Source organism: Streptomyces sp. NPDC030222 (assembly GCF_055573115.1).
On record NZ_JBVICA010000004.1, the window covers coordinates 280,443 to 298,559 of the forward strand.

At 73.2% G+C, this 18,117-nt stretch carries 18 protein-coding genes; 8 read left to right on the forward strand and 10 right to left on the reverse strand.

Annotated elements, in window-relative coordinates; all coding sequences use genetic code 11:
* Positions 1-31: 31 nt before the first annotated feature.
* Positions 32-1,666 carry a PP2C family protein-serine/threonine phosphatase gene (locus ACZ4Z5_RS08215; protein ID WP_468258378.1) on the reverse strand — a complete coding sequence of 545 codons (1,635 nt, stop codon included), beginning with the start codon at positions 1,664-1,666 and terminating at the stop codon, positions 32-34.
* A gap of 479 nt (positions 1,667-2,145) precedes the next feature.
* Here ACZ4Z5_RS08215 and ACZ4Z5_RS08220 point away from each other — a divergent pair, with 479 nt between their 5' ends.
* Positions 2,146-2,538 carry a VOC family protein gene (locus ACZ4Z5_RS08220; RefSeq protein ID WP_468258380.1) on the forward strand — a complete coding sequence of 131 codons (393 nt, stop codon included), beginning with the start codon at positions 2,146-2,148 and terminating at the stop codon, positions 2,536-2,538.
* 88 nt (positions 2,539-2,626) lie between these two features.
* Here the strand turns inward: ACZ4Z5_RS08220 and ACZ4Z5_RS08225 are convergent, their stop codons facing one another.
* Entirely contained in the window at positions 2,627-2,821 is a 195-nt protein-coding gene (locus tag ACZ4Z5_RS08225) for a hypothetical protein (RefSeq protein WP_468258382.1), read from the reverse strand.
* Between the two features lie 62 nt (positions 2,822-2,883).
* A complete protein-coding gene (locus ACZ4Z5_RS08230; RefSeq protein ID WP_468258385.1) occupies positions 2,884-3,249 on the reverse strand; it encodes a hypothetical protein in 366 nt (121 codons plus the stop codon).
* Positions 3,250-3,434: 185 nt separating this feature from the next.
* Between ACZ4Z5_RS08230 and ACZ4Z5_RS08235 the strand changes: the two genes are divergently transcribed.
* From ACZ4Z5_RS08235 to ACZ4Z5_RS08255, 5 genes are all read left to right on the forward strand, one after another.
* Complete coding sequence (locus ACZ4Z5_RS08235; RefSeq protein WP_468258387.1) at positions 3,435-6,218, forward strand: SpoIIE family protein phosphatase; 2,784 nt, start codon at positions 3,435-3,437, stop codon at positions 6,216-6,218.
* 126 nt (positions 6,219-6,344) lie between these two features.
* Positions 6,345-7,268, forward strand: a complete 924-nt coding sequence (locus tag ACZ4Z5_RS08240; RefSeq protein ID WP_468258390.1) for a MurR/RpiR family transcriptional regulator — start codon at positions 6,345-6,347, stop codon at positions 7,266-7,268.
* Between the two features lie 171 nt (positions 7,269-7,439).
* On the forward strand, positions 7,440-7,922 hold the full coding sequence (locus ACZ4Z5_RS08245) for an ATP-binding protein (RefSeq protein ID WP_468258392.1): 483 nt from the start codon (positions 7,440-7,442) through the stop codon (positions 7,920-7,922).
* 160 nt (positions 7,923-8,082) lie between these two features.
* Positions 8,083-8,481, forward strand: a complete 399-nt coding sequence (locus ACZ4Z5_RS08250; RefSeq protein ID WP_468258394.1) for a hypothetical protein — start codon at positions 8,083-8,085, stop codon at positions 8,479-8,481.
* A 79-nt stretch (positions 8,482-8,560) separates the two neighbouring features.
* Complete coding sequence (locus ACZ4Z5_RS08255) at positions 8,561-9,292, forward strand: DUF7873 family protein (protein WP_468258396.1); 732 nt, start codon at positions 8,561-8,563, stop codon at positions 9,290-9,292.
* A 408-nt stretch (positions 9,293-9,700) separates the two neighbouring features.
* On the opposite strand, the gene ACZ4Z5_RS08260 is transcribed toward ACZ4Z5_RS08255, so the two are convergent.
* Genes ACZ4Z5_RS08260 through ACZ4Z5_RS08270 form a run of 3 tightly spaced genes read right to left on the reverse strand, consistent with a single transcriptional unit; the run spans position 9,701 to position 13,573 of the window.
* On the reverse strand, positions 9,701-10,408 hold the full coding sequence (locus ACZ4Z5_RS08260) for a hypothetical protein (RefSeq protein WP_468258399.1): 708 nt from the start codon (positions 10,406-10,408) through the stop codon (positions 9,701-9,703).
* Positions 10,405-12,081: a serine/threonine-protein kinase gene (locus ACZ4Z5_RS08265; protein ID WP_468258401.1), complete on the reverse strand. Its 1,677-nt coding sequence runs from the start codon at positions 12,079-12,081 to the stop codon at positions 10,405-10,407. The genes ACZ4Z5_RS08260 and ACZ4Z5_RS08265 overlap by 4 nt, the downstream gene beginning before the upstream one ends.
* A gap of 58 nt (positions 12,082-12,139) precedes the next feature.
* On the reverse strand, positions 12,140-13,573 hold the full coding sequence (locus ACZ4Z5_RS08270) for a glycosyltransferase 87 family protein (protein ID WP_468258404.1): 1,434 nt from the start codon (positions 13,571-13,573) through the stop codon (positions 12,140-12,142).
* 115 nt (positions 13,574-13,688) lie between these two features.
* Here ACZ4Z5_RS08270 and ACZ4Z5_RS08275 point away from each other — a divergent pair, with 115 nt between their 5' ends.
* A complete protein-coding gene (locus tag ACZ4Z5_RS08275; protein WP_468258406.1) occupies positions 13,689-14,855 on the forward strand; it encodes a molybdopterin-dependent oxidoreductase in 1,167 nt (388 codons plus the stop codon).
* A complete protein-coding gene (locus ACZ4Z5_RS08280) occupies positions 14,855-15,286 on the forward strand; it encodes a hypothetical protein (protein WP_468258409.1) in 432 nt (143 codons plus the stop codon). The genes ACZ4Z5_RS08275 and ACZ4Z5_RS08280 overlap by 1 nt, the downstream gene beginning before the upstream one ends.
* 30 nt (positions 15,287-15,316) lie before the next feature.
* Here the strand turns inward: ACZ4Z5_RS08280 and ACZ4Z5_RS08285 are convergent, their stop codons facing one another.
* From ACZ4Z5_RS08285 to ACZ4Z5_RS08300, 4 genes are all read right to left on the reverse strand, one after another.
* Entirely contained in the window at positions 15,317-15,487 is a 171-nt protein-coding gene (locus ACZ4Z5_RS08285) for a hypothetical protein (RefSeq protein WP_468258412.1), read from the reverse strand.
* 189 nt (positions 15,488-15,676) lie between these two features.
* Positions 15,677-16,390, reverse strand: coding sequence for a class I SAM-dependent methyltransferase (locus ACZ4Z5_RS08290; RefSeq protein WP_468258415.1), 714 nt, complete (start codon positions 16,388-16,390; stop codon positions 15,677-15,679).
* Positions 16,387-17,010 (reverse strand): TIGR04282 family arsenosugar biosynthesis glycosyltransferase, encoded by a 624-nt coding sequence (locus ACZ4Z5_RS08295; RefSeq protein WP_468258418.1) that lies wholly within the window; start codon positions 17,008-17,010, stop codon positions 16,387-16,389. The genes ACZ4Z5_RS08290 and ACZ4Z5_RS08295 overlap by 4 nt, the downstream gene beginning before the upstream one ends.
* A 325-nt stretch (positions 17,011-17,335) precedes the next feature.
* On the reverse strand, positions 17,336-18,043 hold the full coding sequence (locus tag ACZ4Z5_RS08300; RefSeq protein WP_468258421.1) for a glycosyltransferase family 2 protein: 708 nt from the start codon (positions 18,041-18,043) through the stop codon (positions 17,336-17,338).
* Positions 18,044-18,117 lie beyond the last annotated feature (74 nt).

Below are 18,117 nucleotides of genomic sequence, written 5' to 3' on the forward strand. Positions count from 1 at the left end.
AGCGCATGACGTCCGCCTCACGGGTCGAAGTCTACGGCTGGTGACTGCGCACCCGGACGGCCAGCGCGGCGACGTCGTCCTCGGCGTGACGCGCGTCGAGCAGCGTGAGCACCGATTCGAGGAGGTCGTCGACGCCGGTTCCCCGGGGGACGCGCAGCGACGCCACCCTGGCCAGGGAGACGTCGATGTCCTCGCCGCGGCGCTCCACGAGACCGTCCGTGAACATCAGCAGCGTCCGGCCGGGTTCCAGCGGGTGGGTGGCCGGTTCGTACCCGCCCACGCCGGTGCCGAGCGGCGGACCGGCGGGCACGGGCAGTGGTGTCGCGGTGCCGTCCGGGGCGAACACCACGGGCGACAGATGGCCGGCGCTGGCGAAGCTGCAGATCCGCCGGGCGGGGTCGATCTGCGCGAGGAGACAGGTCGCGGGCCGACGGGTCGGTGACTCGGAGATGGCGGCGTCGAGCTGGCGCAGCACGCGGTGCGGCGGCAGCTCGTTGGCGGCGACGTAGCGGAGCATCGACCGGTAGGCGTTCATGTCGACGGCCGCCTCCAGGCCGTGGCCCATCACGTCCCCGATGACCAGCAGGGTGCGTCCGTAGTGGAGCCGCACCGTCTCGTACCAGTCGCCGCCGACCAGATTGCCGCTCCCGGCGGGCAGGTAGCGGGTCGCCAGCTCCAGGTTGGGGTGCGGGTTGCCCGGCTCGGTGAGCAGGGCGTGCTGGAGCCGGGAGGTGGCCTCGAGTGCCGCCTCGTGGCGGCGGGCGTGGTCGATGCCGATGGCCGCGCGGTGTGCCGCGTCCTGGACGGCGAGCAGCTCGCGGTCGCCGAACGGGGGCTCCCCGGTGCCGCGGGCGAGCAGCACGACACCGAGGGTGTCGTCGGCCGTGTCCAGCGGTACGGCGAGCAGGGGCGCCGCGCCCGCCGCGCCGGGCTCCGGCGCGGCGACGGCCCGCCGGGTGTGGAAGGCGCGGGCGGGCGCCGTGCCCACGGCGTGCTCGACATAGTCGGCGACCCGCTCGGCCTCGTCGAGTGGGCTGCGGTAGCCGCTGGTGGCCCGTCTGAGGAGGCGGAGCGGCCGGTTGGGCTTCGGCCGAGGCAGCGGATCGCCGGAGGGGCCGGTGGGCAGGACGTCCACGGCGACGGTCCGGGCGAGGTTGCGGGTGAGGTGGTGGGCGAGCTCGGCGCAGGTGACGCTCTCGTCGAGGGTCGAGCCGATGGAGGTGACGGCGAGGTCGTGCTGGGGCGCCTCGACGAGCAGGCACATCACACGGGCCGGGCCCTTGCGACGCTCGATGCGGTGGCAGGCGAGCAGCACGGGCCCGGCGGGCGGGAACTCGTCCTTGCGGAGCGGCCGGGCGTGCCGGGGGCCTTCGAGGACGCGGGTGCGCGGGAGTCCGTCGTCCAGGACCTCGGCCGGCAGGTCGAGGTCCAGTCGCCGTGCCGCCTGTACGCCTGGCCGACGGCCGGCCAGGTGGTCGTGGTCCTCCCCGCTGATCCGGCAGTAGGCTTCGTTGGCCGTCACGTAGCGCAGGCACTCGTCCAGGACCACGACGCCCACCCGGCTGCCGCGCACGGCCTCCGGCAGCCCGCGGGCGTCCTCGTCCGCGGGCCTGCGCTCACCGAGGAACGGGAGGCCGCGAAGTCTCCTGCGGATGTCGCGCCACACCCCTCAGCTTCGTCCACAACGTGCCGTGGCGCATCACCCTGTCGCGATCCGTGGTCACCGGGTGCCGCGGGGATTCGCGGTGCGGACGGCGCGGGGCGACCTGTTCCGGGGCGGTGCGGCGTGCCGGAGGACAGGGAAGCGGGGGACCACGGCGCCCCCGTCCCCGAACCGGCTCGGGCAGGAAGCGGAATTGGCCGGCCGCGTGACGTCACACCCCACCGGGATGGCGTGCGCGCGGCCCTCCCCTTCAGTGGCCTGCTCCCCCTTCAGTGGACAGCGGCCCCTTCAGCGGACGGCACGCCTCCCTCTCACTGCCGCGATACATCGGTGTCCCGCCCCCCGACCCGGGCATCACCGGGAAAAGACCTTGGCTCCGCGGCGGCAGCCGCCTAGGCTCCTGAGCACGGCACCGCGTGTCGGTCACCGTCCGGGTGAGGCATGGAGGTGCCGGTGAGATTGCCTTACGGAGGCATCCCACTGTGTCTGTCCAGCTGAATCACACCATCGTCCACTCCCGTGACAACCGGGAGTCCGCCGAGTTCCTCGCCGGAATACTCGGCCTCGAAGTCGGAATCGAATGGGGCCCGTTCATCGCCGTGGAGACGGCCAACGGCGTCACCCTCGACTTCGCCACCATCCCGGCCGAGTCGATCACCATCCAGCACTACGCCTTCCTCGTCTCCGACGAGGAGTTCGACGCCGCCTTCGAGCGGATCCGGCGGGCGGGGCTGACGTACTACGCCGATCCGCACGGGAAGCGGCCCGGCGAGATCAACCACGACCACGGCGGCCGCGGGGTCTACTTCCCGGATCCCTCGGGCCACGGCATGGAGATCATCACCCGGCCGTACACGTTCCCGGCTGCTTCCTGAGGCCCATGGGCGCGGGGGCGCGCCTCCCGGTGTTCCGCCGACGGCGGGGGCCGGACGCGTACGACGCCCGGCCCCCGCGTCTCGGGGTTCAGCGTCGCGGCTGATGCCGCGAGCCCTCCGGATTCCGGTCCGACGCCTCGGCGTCGGACCGGGCGGTCTCGTCGGAGCGTGCGGCGACCGGCGGCCGGTCGCTCCCCGCGTTCGTCCGCGTGACCTCTGCACTCGTCCGCGCGACCTCGGCGCGCAGCATGGCGTGGCAGGCGGCGAGAGGGTCGATGGGCATGGCGAAACACCTCACTGAGTGGTGCGGGTTGCATGGGGGACGTGTGGAGCGGAAACCGTCCGTCAGCAGCGCAGCACCACGCAGCGCACGGCCCGTACGGCCGCCGCGGGCACTTCCGGTGGGGTCGTGCGGTCGCCCGGCCCGCGGTACCGGGGCAGGGGCCCGTCCGCCGTGGCGGGGCCTCCGGCCGTCCCGCTCGCCGGGCGCCGCAAGCAGCGAGGGGGCTGTCCCGTGTCGCTGCCGTCGTGCTGTCCTTCCGGCTGCGGAGCGGGGACTTCGCCCGTGGCCGAGGAGGCCCGGTGCTCGGCGGCCCAGCCTGCGGCGCCGGTCCCGCACGCCGGTCCGAACAGCACGGCGAGGACCAGCAGGCCGACGAGCAGCGCCCGTCTCCCGGCGCCGAAGGCCGCGGGTGTGGATGTGTTCTGCACGCGGCACACCTCCCGGACAACCGAGGTGTCCCCGGCGGGCACCCGTACCCGCCCCGGCACCCGGGAAATACGCCCGCCCGGCGGATACCGGCGGGCCACCCGGGTGACGACGCGCGCCCGGCGGCGGCGCCGGGCGGCCCGCCAGCGGTCGCCGCGACCGGAAGCGCAGTGCTAGAACTGGGGACATGATCGGACGTTCCCGCCGGTCCCGGCCGAGAGCGGTTCCGCCGCCCGGCCGCCGACGGTCACGCGATCAGCCCGGGCGCCCGGACGCCCGGCGTCCGGCGGGCCGGCGGTTCTCCTCGTCGCTGAGTGTGCGCACGCTCGCCACCCAGGTGTTCCTGCTGCAGGTGCTCGTGGTCCTGGTGCTGGTCGTCGCGGCGACGGTGGCGCTGGTGCTGCAGGGCAGGTACGACAGCCGGCAGAACGCCGAGGACCGTTCGCTGGCCGCGGCGGAGGCGTTCGCGCACGCCCCCGGTACCGCGCTGGCCCTGCAGTCCCGCCATCCGACGGCGCTGCTGCAACCCGCGGCGGAGAAGGCGCGGCGGGGTTCCGGCGTGGACTTCCTCTCCGTGCTCGGCAAGGACGGTATCCGCTACACCGATTCGGATCCGGCGCTGATCGGGACGCAGGCCGAGGGGGTCGGACGGGCCGCTGCGGGCGAGGCGTTCACGGAGACGTTCGAGGGGGAGCCGACGGGTGCGGTCCGGGCCGTGGTCCCGGTGACGGACCCCAGCAGGCGGGTCGTCGGCATGGTCAGCGCCGGCATCCATTTCGAGAACATCGGCACCGTGCTGGACCGCCAGCTTCCGGTGGTGCTCGGTTCCGCCGCGGGGGCACTTGCGCTGGCGACCGCCGGCACCGCGCTGGTAAGCCGCCGGCTGCGACGCCAGACCCACGGGCTGGGGCCGGCGGAGATGACCCGGATGTACGAGCACCATGACGCGGTGCTGCACGCGGTGCGCGAGGGTGTGCTGATCATCGGGGGCGACGGCCGGTTGCTGCTTGCCAACGACGAGGCCCGCCGACTCCTCGATCTGCCGCCGGACGCCGATCAGCTGCACGTCTCGGAGCTGGGTCTGGGGCCCGCCATGACCCGGCTTCTGGTGTCGGGCGAGGTCGTCTCCGACGAGGTGTTCCTCAGCGGCGACCGGCTGCTGGCGGTCAACACCCGGCTGACCGCCCCGTACGGAGGTGCGCCGGGCATGGTCGCCAGCCTCCGTGACACCACCGAACTGCGTGCCCTGAGCGGGCGGGCGGAGGTGGCCAGGAAGCGGCTGACGCTGCTGTACGAGGCGGGGGTGCGGATCGGCACCACGCTGGACGTACGGCGGACGGCCGAGGAACTGGCGGAGATCGCGGTCCCCCGGATGGCGGACTTCGTCACCGTGGAGCTCCTGGACGCCGTGCTGCGGGGCGAGGAACCGACCGGGGCGGTGACCGAGATGCGGCGGACGGCGCTGAGCGGATCGCACGAGGCCCCCCCGTTGCAGCCCGTGGGGGACCTGATCCGGTTCGTCGAGCCGGACACGCCGATGGCCGTGGCGCTCGGGAGCGGGCACGCCGTGCTGGAGCCGGACCTGGCGGCCGCCGAGGGATGGCGTGCGCAGGACCCGGCGGGGGCCCGCGCGGGCCTGGAGTACGGCATCCACTCGTTGATCACCGTGCCGCTGCGGGCCCGTGGCGTGGTCATGGGCATGGTCAACTTCTGGCGGGCGGCCGGCACCCCGCAGTTCGAGGAGGAGGACGTGTCGGTCGCCGAGGAGCTGGTGGCGCGTGCCGCCGTCGCTATCGACAACGCACGCCGGTACTCCCGTGAGCACACGATGGCGGTGACGCTCCAGCGGAACCTCCTCCCCCAGGACCTTCCGGACCAGGACGCCCTCGACGCCTCCTGGCGGTACCTGCCGGCGCAGTCCGGTGTGGGCGGTGACTGGTTCGACGTCATCCCGCTGCCGGGCTTCCGGGTGGCACTCGTCGTCGGCGACGTGGTCGGGCACGGGCTGCACGCCGCCGTGACGATGGGCCGGCTGCGGACGGCCGTGCTCAACTTCTCCTCCCTCGATCTGCCGCCGGACGAACTGCTCGGCCATCTCGACGAGATGGTGATGCGTCTCGACAGCCAGACCGATGCGAGCGGTGAGGGGGCGCTGGTGACCGGCGCGACGTGTCTGTACGCGATCTACGACTCGGTGAGCGGCCGGTGCACGCTGGCCCGGGCGGGGCACGTCGCCCCCGCGGTGGTCGATCCGCTGGGCCGTGTCGCCTACCCGGACCTGCCGCTCTCGCCGCCGCTCGGAGTCGGCGGCCACCCCTTCGAATCGAGCGAGCTGGACCTCGCCGAGGGGAGCCGTCTGGTGCTGTTCACCGACGGCCTGGTCGAGGACCGCCGACGGGACATCGACGAGGGCCTGGAGCTGCTGCGTGCGACCGTGGCGGATCCGGACATGACGCCCGAGGAGACCTGCCGGGCCCTGATGGAGACGATGCTGCCGGGCCACCCCAGTGACGACGTCGCGCTGGTGGTGGCTCGTACGCGCTTGCTGGACCCGTCCAGGGTGGCCGGCTGGGACGTACCCTTCGACGTGATCGCGGTGTCCCGGGTGCGTGCCGAGGTGAGCCGTCGGCTGAGCTCCTGGGGGCTGGAGGAATGCGCTTTCGCCACTGAGCTGATCCTCAGTGAACTCCTCACCAACGCCATCCGGTACGGTGCCCCGCCAGTGCGGGTCCGGGTGATGCTCGGCCGCACCCTGGTCTGCGAAGTGTCCGACGGGAGCAACACCTCCCCGCGGCTGCGCCGCGCGGCCACCACGGACGAAGGCGGCCGGGGACTGTTCCTGGTCTCGCAGTTCGCCGAGCGGTGGGGCACGAGGTACGCGGCGCGCGGAAAGGTGATCTGGGCGGAGCAGCTGCTGGGCGCGGGTGCGGAAAGGGAGCCGACGGTCCTGTTCGACGAACTGGCCTGGTGAACGAGGAGGCACAGGGCGGCGGAGCGGCGGGAACGGCCGGGGAGCGGCCCTGTTCCGCTCCCCGCCGATGGCCACGGTGCGTGAGCTATGTTGAACACAAGTGGGACAAGCAGGAAGGACTCGGCGGTGTCATCAGGGCAGCAGGAGCGCGCACAGGCGTCCGCGATCACCCCGGGTGGACCGGCCCCGGAGGCCGAGGCCGCCCCGACGGCGCGGATCATGCAGCTGTTCGACGGGCACCGGCTGTCCCCCGCACAGCGTCGTATCGCCCAGTATCTGATCGACCACGTCACCGAGGCCGCGTTCCTGTCGATCACGGATCTGGCGGAGCGGGTGGGGGTGAGCCAGCCGTCGGTGACGCGATTCGCGGCGGCGGTCGGTTTCAGCGGGTATCCCGCGCTGCGGGAGGCGCTGCAGCCGATCGCGCTCAGTGCGGTAGCCGGTACCCCGGACACCCCGGAGGAGATCCGGCGGAACGAGCTGCAGGCCGCGGTCGACGCCGAGATCGAGAACCTGGAGAGCCTGCGCCGGGTGCTGGCGGACCCGAACAAGGTGCTGGAGGTGGGTCGTTCGCTGGCCCGCTCGGTACCGCTCACGGTGCTGGGACTGCGCATCTCGGTGTCGCTGGCCGAGTACTTCGCCTACGCGGCGCGGCGCATCCATCCCGATGTGCGGCTGGTGACCCGCGGCGGCAGCGTCGCCTTCGACGCGCTGCTGCAGTCCCGGGAAGCGGGCGGCTCATGGGTACTGGCATTCGCGATGCCGCGGCACGCGAACGAGACATTGGCGGCGATGCGGACAGCCCGGAGCATCGGGCTGCGTGTGGCTCTGATCACAGACGTGACGCTCGGACCCCTGGTGGACGAGGCCGACGCGGCGTTCACCGCGGCGACCGGTTCACGGCTCGTCTTCGACTCCTACGCCGCTCCGGGCGTACTGGCCGCGGCACTGCTGCAGGCCATGACGGACGCGGATCCCGAGCGCACACAGGCCCGGCTCGAGGGATACGAGCACGTGGCCGACCAGCATCACTTCTTCCTCGACGACTGAGGCCCGGGAGGCCCTCGGCCGGGCGGCCGCGGGCGGGGACACTTTCACGCCAAGGACACATGAATTTTTTCATGCTCTTGCTTACTTGGCGGTATATATAAATACTTACGGCGGCGACACGGGGCACTCCCGTTCGACCAGGCCACAGCCCCCATCCACAGGAAGCCGGCGATGCACACCACGCCTCCTCCCGCCGCATGCGGCGCGGCCCGGAACCGTCCGGGCCTTCAGCGGCCCGGCCGTGGCCGGTCCGCAGCCGTCCGGCGCCGGATGTCGGTGGTGGCCGCACCGGCGGAGGTGTGCCACGTACCGGCGGTGCGGCACCACGCGGCCGCCTGCTTCGACGCCTGGCGTCTGCCCGAGGACGACCGGTACCTCTGCGCCCTGATCGTCGGGGAGCTGGCGGCCAACGCGGCCGTCCACGGGCGTGCCGAGATGACCCTGGGCCTCGCCCTCGACGATCTGGTGCTGGACATCCGGGTCGTCGACCACGGCGGCCCGTCCCGGGCACCGCGACCCCACCGCCCCGACGGCGAGTGCGGCCGGGGCCTGGGCATCGTGCGCAGCCTCGCGGAGTCCCTGCACTCCACGTTCACCTGCGACACCACCGAGGTACGGGCGGTGTACCTCATCGAGCCCTTGCGGGCCACTTGATCGGACGCCCGGTGCCGACGATCCCTTCTCTCGTCGGCGCAGGGTGTTCAAACGGGCGTCCCGCCGCACGCGGACTCCCGTGGCGGCCCCGGTCCTCCCCTAGTCCGGGGCCGCCAGAAACCCTCTCGGGACCCGTCCGTCCCCACCACGTCCGGAAGCGATGCAGATGCCCCAGACATACTCCCCGATGATCGGCTCCGACTGGCCCTGTCAGGTCAAGACGCCCGGCAGCCACGACTGGGAGCGCTCGGCCGCCCGCTGGCTGCGAGAGCTGCTGCCCGCCCGGTACTCCAGCTACTCCACGCTCACCCGGCACCACGTGATCCTGGCGCGCCACGCACAGCTGCACGTCCAGCACGAGATACGCGCCGTGCGGGTGGCGTTGCAGACGTCCCGCGCGGAACTCCCCTCCCTGGGCGTGCCGGACGGGGTCATCGAGAACACCATCCGGCTGTACGCCGTGGAGTTGGACCAGCTGAACCGTATCGCCCGCAGCGTACGGGTCGTCAGCGAGGCCCTGCTCCAGGGCGGTGGGGTGCGCCGCCGGGTGCGGGTCTGACACCTCCGCGACGAGCCGCTCGGGGACGGCGGCGAATAAGCATTCGAGACCGGGAGATCGCTCCGGTATCGTCCCTCCCGTGGCGAAACTCAATCAGATCATCGCAGTGGAGAAGGGCGTCAAGTCCAAGACGCAACAGGACCTGACGGCGGCTCAGCGCGGCCTGGACAAGCCGGCCCTGCTCGCCGGCATCTCCCGCACGTACCAGCCGAAGGACGAGGAGGGCGAGCAGCTGCCGCCCGAGTCGACACGGGTCCAGGTCAAGGCGGAGGACGTCCTCCGCGGCACGGCCTCGACCCTCACCCGGCTGTTCGACGTCACCGCCACCAAGGACTGGGCCAACTGCGAGGCACGCGCCGACATCGAGGTCGAGGGCCGCACGGTCCTGCGCGCGGTGCCCGTGTCGTACCTGCTGTTCCTGGAGAAGCAGCTGTCGGACCTCAGCGCGTTCGTGCGCAGGCTGCCGACGCTGGACGCCGCCGAGTCGTGGACGCTGGACCCCTCCACGGACTCGTGGAAGACCGAGCCCGTGCGGACCATGCGCACCAAGAAGGTCCCGCGCAACCATGTGAAGGCGGAGGCGACGGAGAAGCACCCGGCGCAGGTCGAGGTGTACTACGAGGACATCCCCGTCGGTTACTGGACGACCGTGAAGTTCTCGGGTGCGCTTCCCGCCCGCCGGGTCAACGAGCTGCTGGACCGGCTCGAAAAGCTCCAGCAGGCGGTGAAGTTCGCCCGCGAGGAGGCCAACGGCATCGAGGTGTCCGACCAGCGCGTCGGCGACGCCGTCTTCGGCTACCTGTTCGGGTAGCCTCTTGAACTCCCCGTTCGCCCTCGAAGGGCGGGCGGGGTGCGCGAGGAGCGCAAAGCTGAAACTGAAGCTCGTCGTGATCACGCGGCTTGCGGTGGGAGAGACTGACAATCTCCCCTCGCATTCGGTCCCCGGCTGTCCGCCGGCGGCACGCGTTCAATCTCAGATTATTGCTCCAGCCTCAGCATTCGCCGCCGATCGCCGGAACGACCGGGCATGGGCTCCGTCGTCGGATGCTGGTTCGACTCCAGCCCGCTCCGCTCCGTGGGGCGGTAGTTCAAAGGAAGAACACGACGACATCACACTGACCCATGCCGACCTGTCACGGCGTGTGCAGTCCGGTGGCATCACAGGGCCCGGGGGATGGCCAAACCCTCGGGCCCGCTTCCGTTCTGCCGCGAGAGGCGCTCAGTCGCAGGTGTAGGTGAAGCCCACCTCGGCCGTGTGCCGGGTCGGCGACATGATGCGCAGTTCCGCCCGGGCGTCGTACGTGCCGCGGCCGTGGAACGTCCACAGCAGGTGCAGCCGGGCCTGCTTACGGCCGCGGGGCACCGTCTCCGTGAGTTCGCCCGAGGTCGTGCCGTCGCTGCGCACCCACTGGTACGTGAGCCGTCCGGGCCGGCCGTCGGTGTTGACGAGGCCCACCACGTCGGCGGTGCCGTCGCAGCCGGGCCCGGCCTGTTCGGTACGCACAGACACGTCCCGCACGGCGACGGTGGGGCCGAACCGCTGCCAGGCGAGGAAGGCGAGAACGGCCGCGAGCACCACCGCGGGCACGGCGAACCGCCGCATCCCCCGTGCGGGGCGGGGCCGGTGCCGTCCCGAGGCCTCGGAGCGCGGCGCCGCCGGGGTGGCCGCGCCCAGCGCCGCGGCCGTAGCCGCGGTCACACCCGGGCCGAAGCGGAGGACGGTGCCGTCCACCCGGTCGGCTGCCGGGCCGTCGGCCGGCGGTTCGAACTCCTGGGTCGTGCCGGTCGACGGGGCCTGGACCCAGTGACTGGCGAGGACGGTCGCGCTGTACTCGTCGTCGTCGGAGGGGGCGGGAGCGGGCGGTGACTTCGGCGTCGGGACGCCCCCGCCCGTGAGGCGGGCCGTCCGCGGGTCGGGTTCGTTCATGTGATCGTGCACCGCCGGGTCAGGAGCTGTTGCCGGGAACCGCCGTTGGCCGGAGCGGGGTCGCTGGTCGCACTGACGCCCCAGTAGCAGCCCTGGCCGAGGAAGGCGTGGTCCGCCGTCAGCGTGTACCGGGTGGCGCCGCTGCGCCGGAACGTCTGGACCGCACCGTCCCGGGTGCCCGTGCCGCCCTTGGTGTCGGAGGTCGACCAGACGACGGTCACCACGACCGGGCCGGTGCCGTCGGTCACGATGTCGAGGGTGGCGCTCCCGGTCGTCACACCGGTCTGCCGGAAGGAACTGACGGTGACGGACCTGACCTTGACCGCGGGCGCGGGCGGCGTGGGCGAGGCGGTGGTGGCCGTCGGTTCCGGCTCGGACGGCGGCACGGACACCGTCACCGTCGGGGACGGAACGGTCGCCGAAGGCGTCGGCGTCCATCCGGTCCCCGACGGGGTCGGGGTCGGCGTCGGATGGTGCGAACCGGAGGGGCTCGCGGTCGGGCTCGGGCTGCCGGACGGGGTGGCCGTGGGCCCGGCCGACGGTGTGCCGGATCCGGACGGGCCGGGTGCGGGGTCGTCGGCGGGCGTGCCCTCGGGCGAGGCACTGGTGGTGGCCAGCGCCTGGGGGCTGGTGAACTGCGGCTTGCCGTTGGTGGCTTCGGCGCTGTAGGTGAGGGCGAGCGCCAGGACAAGCGCCGCGCCCGCCGTCAGCAGACCGGCTCGGCTCTGCCGCCAGCCGGACAGCCACCCGGACGGATCGGCGAGGGCCGTCGTCGCCACGTCGACGGCGCCCGCCACCGGGCCGGCGGCGGAGGGGAACAGCAGCGGCAGCAGGGCGGCGAGGGTGGCCAGCCGTCCGCGCCCCCGCTCCTCCCAGTCGGGGCCGTAGTGGGCGACTGCGACCTGCTCCAGTTCGGCGACGAACGCGGTGGCGTTCTCCGGCCGGTCCTCGGGGGCCTTCGCCATTCCCCGCCGGATGAGGGACCGCACCGACTCGGGCGCCTCCTCGACGGGGACCGGTGCGGTGACGTGCTGGACGGCCAGTTCGGCGAAGTTCTGCCCCTGGTAGGGCTTTCGTCCGGTGAGGCATTCGAAGAAGGTGGCGGTCGCGGCGTAGACGTCCGCCGCGGGGGTGGCGGGTTCGCCTCCCCATTGCTCCGGGGCCATGTAGGCGGGGGTGCCGGCGACCGAGCCCGTGTCGCCGCGGTCCACGGCGATACCGAAGTCCACGAGCTTCGACGAACCGTCGGCGGCCACCAGGACGTTCTCCGGTTTGTAGTCCCGGTGCACCACTCCCACCCGGTGCGCATCGGCCAGTCCGAGAAGCGATCCCTTGAGGACGGTGAGGGCCGCCTCGGGCCCTATGGTGCCGTTCTGTGCGAGAACGGCACGCAGCGCGATACCGTCCACCAGCTCCATGACGATCGCAGCCCCTTCGGGGGCCTCCACGTACTCGTACAGCCTCACGACGTGCGGGGTGTCCAGGCCGCCGAGCAGCCGTGCCTCGGCGCGGAACTCCCGGACGAACCGGGTGTCCGCGCGCAGCGCGTCGCTGAGGTACTTCACCGCCACCGGAACGCCCGTCGCGTCATGGATGGCGAGCACCACGCGGCCGCAGCCGCCGGCACCCAGTTCTCGTGTCTCCGTGTAGCCGGGAACCGACCACGCGCTCATGCCGCCTCCCCAGGACGAGTGTCCGGATGTGTTCGTCCTCAGCAGTGACACATTCTCTTCACGGATGGTTCCCGCTGTGAAGCGGGGTGGGGTAAACCGTTCCGGGAGGCGCGGACGCGGCGGCCCGTCGGCGCAGCACCCATCCGACGAGCACGGCGAGGGCCGACGCTCCGTAGGCCGTCGCGGTGATGTCGAAGGCGTCCGGCACGGCGCGGTCGGTGACGTAGTCCGCGGCCCCCGCGACCGCCACGAACAGCCACTCCCAGCGGCCGTCGAGCGCCACCAGGGCGACCAGGAGCAGGGCGTACCAGGAGTACCCGGGCGTGGTGAGGAGGAACGCCGTGCCGGTGACGGTCAGGGCGCCGCTCCAGGGCCGCTGCGGGTCGCCCCGGCGCAGGGTGTGCCAGACGGCGACGGCGGTGCCCGCGAGGACGGCGGGCAGCGCCCACTGGTCGGGAAGCACCAGCCGCAGCAGGGCGTAACGGTTGCGGGCGGAGGCGTCGCGATAGCCCTCCTCTTCGGCGTACCCGCTCAGATAGCCCAGGACGGAGGCGTCCGAGACGAGGAGGTACGGCAGATAGGCGAGGGCGACGACGAGGGCGGCGGAGCCGAGGACGGCCGCGGTGGTGCGCAGCGCCCTCCGGGGCGGGGTGCCGGGGGCGAGCACCCCCGACAGGGCGCCGGGAAGCACGACGGCCGGCAGGAGCTTGGCGGCGGTCGCCGCCCCCAGGACGGCCCCGCCGGCCGCCCGGTGCCGTACGACGAGGCCGAGTCCGGTCACGGCGAGCAGGACCCCGAGCCCGTCGACGTGCGCGTTGTTCACCCCCTCGACCGGCACGGCGGGACACCAGGCCCAGTAGGCGGCCCACCGGACGTCCCCGCGGCGGCGCAGGACGAGCAGCAGGGCGGCCGTGGTGGCGACCGCGAGCAGCGCGCCGCCGACTTGGAGGGGCTTGTGCCTGGTCCCGTCCGGTGAGAGGGAGTGGACGAGGAGGAACCATCCCTCGGCGACGGGCGGGTAGATGGTGTGGACCTGGGGCCTGTTGAGGCGGGTGCAGTGGACATCGCCGTGGCCGGCCGGGATGCGCGCCCGGTCGGGTCCCGCGCAGGCCGCCCCGGTGGGAAACAGCCACGGGTCGCGCAGCTCGGCGAGTGCGGGGTCGGCCGGCACGTGGTCGTAGGGCGGGATACCGGCGGCCTGGACACGCCCGTCCCAGGCGTACCGGTACGCATCCGTGCTGGTGCGTGGCGGTGCCACCAGGCCGGTCGCGGCGACGGCGATCCCGCCGGCGAGGACGAGGGCGGCGGCGCGTCGCGCGGGAACCCTCCGCAGGGACCACACCGCGGCGGCGAACAGCAGCCAGGCCGCCGCGTACCACCACGACAGGCCCGCCGGATCGCTGTTGAACGTGTCCTGACGGACGATCGCACAGAGGACGGCGGCCAGGGCGGCCACGAGCAGGACGGCGGGCGCGGTACGAGGACGGTTCACGGGGTCGAGCCTGGCAGGGCCGCATGACGAAACGCGTGCGCCGGCACGGGGCGTCAGCGATTCGTAAGGTGTCGGACGGCCCCGGAGGCGCCCCGGCGGCGTTCTCATGGAAGGTGTGAAACGCCTTGGATCCGTACGTCCCTCGATTCCCGCCGGCCGGTTGCGGCCGCCGACGTTCACCGGCAGGCTGCACGACGCCCGCACCGCGACGGCGATCGGCCGGTGGCTGGGGGTGGCGATCGCGGTGTGCTTCGTGACCGGGCTGATCAGCCACTATCTGCAGCATCCGCCGTCCTGGGCGGCGGACGCGCTGCCGAGCCGTCCGGTCTGGGGCTACCGGCTCACCCAGGGGCTGCACGTGGCGAGCGGGATCGCCGCGATCCCTCTGCTGCTCGCCAAGTTGTGGGCCGTGTACCCGCGGTTGTTCGTGTGGCCGCCGGTGCGGTCGGTGCGGCACGCGCTGGAACGCCTGTCGGTGGCGGTACTGGTCGCAGCCGGGGTCTTCCAGCTGTTCACCGGCCTCCTGAACATCGTGGAGTGGTATCCCTGGCCGTTCTCGTTCGTGCCGGTGCACTTCGCGGTGGCATGGGTGCTGGCCGGGGCGGTGCTGCTCCATGTCGGGGTGAAGGCACCGGAGATCAGGGACCATTGGAGCCGCCGCTCACCGGGCACCCTGGCGCTCCCGCCGGAGGACGGTCCGGACCGGCGGTCGCTGCTCGCGGGGGTCGCGGCGGCGGTCGGCGCGGTGACGCTGACGACGGTGGGCCAGGCGTTCACCCCGCTGAAGTGGTTCGACGTCCTCGCCCCGAGGCATCCGGACCACGGGCCCCAGGGGCTGCCGGTGAACCGTACGGCTGCGCGGGCCGGGGTGACGGCCGAAGTGCTGCGTGACTGGCGGCTGACCGTGGCCGGTCCACGCCCACGGGAACTGACCCTGGCGGACCTGCGGGCGCTGCCCCAGCACGAGGTGGTGCTCCCGATCGCCTGCGTCGAGGGCTGGAGCGTGTCCGCGCACTGGAGCGGTGTGCGCATCTCCGACCTCCTGGAACTTGCCGGGGCTCCGGCCGGCGCGGGCCTGCGGGTCGTCTCCCTGGAGCGCAAGGGCGCGTACCGGGTGATGGAGATGGGCCGGGAGTACGCCCACGACCCCCTCACGCTGCTCGCGCTCCGTCTCAACGGCGAGGTGCTGTCGCCCGACCACGGCTTTCCGGCGAGGATCATCGCGCCCAACCGCCCCGGTGTGCTCCAGACCAAATGGGTCACCCGGCTGGAGGTGCTGTGATGCGCGCGCTGAGGTGGACCCTCGGGGTGACCGGGGGCGCGCTGATGGTGGTCGGCGCGGTGCTGCTGCTGGACGTGCGCGATCCGGCGGGTGCGGGGGTGTGGCTGGCTGGCGCGGTGGTCCTGCACGACCTGGTGCTGGCGCCCGTGGTCCTGGCATGGGGGCTGCTGCTGGTGGGCCTGCGCTCCGCCGGTCTGCTCCGGGGAGCCCTGATCGTGTGCGGCTGCCTGACGATCCTCGTCCTGCCGCTGCTGCTGCGCCCCGGCCCGCCGCCGAACCCCTCGGCACTGCCCCTGGACTATCCACGGAACTGGCTGCTGAGCGTCGGAACCGTCGCACTGATCACAGTGGTGGTGCTGCTGGTCCGGCACGCGGGGCGGCGCCGGCGCGGCAGCCGGCCGCGGTCCGCCTCCGGGCCGGGTGCCGTGTGACGCCGAGATCGCCTGGTGGCTGCGGAAGCGTCAGTCACACCGGAACCGCCGCTCGCGCCGCGGCATGAGCTCTTCGGGGTACGTCGACCAGTCCGGGTCCGGGGCCTCGTAGAGGACGTCCGGGCGGAGCATGAAGTGTTCGGCGGCGAGGATACGGGCCTGCCGGAGGTCCGTCGGCGGAGCGGTGACGGAGACGTACACGTTTCCGTGTCCCGTCCGCCTCCCCGACCGGTTCCTCGCTCGTCCAGAGCGCAGGATGCGGTCCCCGGGACGGTCGCGTCCGGCTGCCCGGCGGCAGGTGGTCGAGCAGTCGTTCAAGGTCTTCGTCCATGGGTTGGGGCACAGCCGGAATCCACGGGGTACCTCTGACAGGGCCCTCTCCCGTACCGCTCACCGCTCCGTCGTCGGCGGTCCGGCCCGCAGGGCGACGAAGGGACGTCCGGACCGCGTCCACTGCCGGACGGGGGCCCAGCCGGCGTCGGGGGCCTGTCGCAGCAGCGCGGGAGTGCCGATACGTGTCCAGCGGAAGGTCCCCGAGGGGGCGGCGCGGCCGTTGTCGATTCGCACGTCGACGGTCTCGTCCACGTCGAGCGGGGCCGTCTCGGCGAGCAGCAGGCCCTGTGGGCGGACGAGCCGGCGGACGCGCCGCAGCAGGGCGAGCGGGTCGCCGCCGATGCCGATGTTGCCGTCCATGAGCAGCACGGTGTCCCAACGGCCCTCACCCGGCAGCGCGGAGAAGACGTCGCGGCACAGCGCCGTACCGCCGAGCGACCGGGTGTGACGGACCGCCGCCGGGCTCACGTCGATGCCGAGCACCGTCCGGCCGCGCCGCGACAGTGCGGCGACGAGCCGTCCGGGCCCGCAGCCGATGTCCAGCACGGCTCCCTCGCAGTGGTCCAGGACATCGAGGTCCGCCGCGTCGGGCGGCGCGCACCAGCGCTCGACGTCCAGGGGCAGCAGCCATCCGTCCGTGCGTCTGAGGAACAGTGGTCCGCGACGGGTACGGAGGGCCTCGGCGTACGGGTCGTCGTCCCACGCCGGCGTCGCGCCGCGCGGCGCGGGGAGCGCCGACGCCCCTGGTGCGGTCACCGGGTCGGCGCTCATGGCGTGGCGCCCCGGTCCAGGGCCCGGAGCACCGCGGCGAACCGGGTGTGCGGGGCCTCGGCGGCCACCGCGTGGGCGTCGGCGGCGGTGTCGACGTCGCGGAGCCGCGGCAGATCGCGGACCCGGAGGCCGGCGGCGACGAGGCGCCGGCGCTGGACGTCACCGGTGGTGGAGGTGGACATGGGGACGCCGCGGATGAGGCCGGGGTCCGGGGCGGCCAGGCCCAGGGCCCAGAAACCGCCGTCGGCGGCTGGGCCGAACCAGGCGTCGGCGGCGGCGAAGTCGAGCCCGGCGGCGAGTTGCGCGGGGTCGACCTGAGGCGTGTCCATGCCGATGAGCAGGGCGGGTCCGCTGCACAGCGCGAAGGCCGCCGCCAGCCTCTCGTCGAGGCCTCCCGCGCATTGCGGGATCACCTCGACACCGACCGGCAGCGGACGCCACGGTTTCCCGTCGAGGACGAGGACGCGGCGCGTCGCGGGGGCCGCGGCGACGGCGTCGAGCGTGTCGGCCAGTGCGGCCGCTGCGAGCTGCGCCGCCTCCGACGGGGTGTACGGCGGTGTCAGCCGGGTCTTCACCCGGCCTGGCACGGGTTCCTTGGCGATCACGAGGAGTGTGGTCACAGCACGGCCTCCCCGGGAACCACGGGCCGCGCACCGACGGGGGTCCGGCCCGCCACCCCGGCTTCGGTCCGGACCGGTTGTGCGTGCGGGACCTGGGGTGGTCCGGGAGTCGCCGGGGGGCTGGGCGCCGGGACGGGACCGGAAACCGGCACGACATCGGGAAACACGACGGGTTCGTAAGCCGTGACGGGTTCGCGGCCGAGGCGTGGGCCGCGCCGACGACCTGCCAGGGGCCCGCCGGCGTCGGCCTGTCCGATGTCCGAGGACGGACCGCCCGTTCGTGTCGCCCGGTTCCGCAGCCCCTGCCCCCGCGTACCGGTCGCCCTCATCGCGCCGCCTCCGCCAGGACCTTGCGCATGTCCTGAACTGCGTGCCAGGTCCCCCGCCAGGTCCCGGTGACCTTGGAGCGGCCTGCGCGTGGCAGGTAGGGGACGTCGATCTCGTGGACGCGCCACCCCGCGTCGGCCGCGCGGACGACCATCTGCAGGGGGTACCCGCTACGGCGGTCGGTGAGGCCGAGGGACAGCAGTCCGGTTCGGCGTGCGGCCCGCATGGGTCCGAGGTCGTGGAGGGTGAGTCCGGTCCGGCGGCGCAGGAGCCGGGACACCGCGACGTTCCCGGCGCGTGCGTGTACCGGCCAGGAACCACGGCCCTGCGGGCGCCGTCGGCCGAGGACCAGGTCGGCACCGCCGTCGGCGATGCGGTCGGCGAACTCCGGCAGCAGTCCGGGGTCGAGTGAGGCATCGCAGTCGCAGAAGCAGACGATGTCGGCGTGTGCGGCCAGCAAGCCGGTGTGGCAAGCGGCGCCGAAGCCGCGGCGGGGTTCGTGGACGACGGTCGCGCCGAGTGCCCGCGCGAGCTCGGCGGAGCCGTCACGGGAGCCGTTGTCGACGACGATCGCCCGCCAGCCCGCGGGGATGCGTTCCAGGACCCAGGGCAGGGCGAGGGCCTCGTCGAGGCAGGGGAGGACGACGTCGACCGTCGCAGGAGTCGAGTTGGTCACGCCTTCACCGTACGAACCGAGACGCGGCATTCCGGGCGTCGAAGCCTTACGAAACGCGGACGTCCGCGCGCGACGGTGGAGCCCGTGGCCCGCCCGGCGGCCCG

Bases quoted from the DNA above. Each gene is read 5' to 3' on its own strand.
- ACZ4Z5_RS08225 (WP_468258382.1), bottom strand. From the start codon at position 2,821: ATGCCCATCGACCCTCTCGCCGCCTGCCACGCCATGCTGCGCGCCGAG.
- ACZ4Z5_RS08235 (WP_468258387.1), top strand. From the start codon at position 3,435: ATGATCGGACGTTCCCGCCGGTCCCGGCCGAGAGCGGTTCCGCCGCCC.
- ACZ4Z5_RS08245 (WP_468258392.1), top strand. From the start codon at position 7,440: ATGCACACCACGCCTCCTCCCGCCGCATGCGGCGCGGCCCGGAACCGT.
- ACZ4Z5_RS08250 (WP_468258394.1), top strand. From the start codon at position 8,083: ATGCAGATGCCCCAGACATACTCCCCGATGATCGGCTCCGACTGGCCC.
- ACZ4Z5_RS08260 (WP_468258399.1), bottom strand. From the start codon at position 10,408: ATGAACGAACCCGACCCGCGGACGGCCCGCCTCACGGGCGGGGGCGTC.
- ACZ4Z5_RS08265 (WP_468258401.1), bottom strand. From the start codon at position 12,081: ATGAGCGCGTGGTCGGTTCCCGGCTACACGGAGACACGAGAACTGGGT.
- ACZ4Z5_RS08280 (WP_468258409.1), top strand. From the start codon at position 14,855: ATGCGCGCGCTGAGGTGGACCCTCGGGGTGACCGGGGGCGCGCTGATG.
- ACZ4Z5_RS08290 (WP_468258415.1), bottom strand. From the start codon at position 16,390: ATGAGCGCCGACCCGGTGACCGCACCAGGGGCGTCGGCGCTCCCCGCG.
- ACZ4Z5_RS08300 (WP_468258421.1), bottom strand. From the start codon at position 18,043: ATGCCGCGTCTCGGTTCGTACGGTGAAGGCGTGACCAACTCGACTCCT.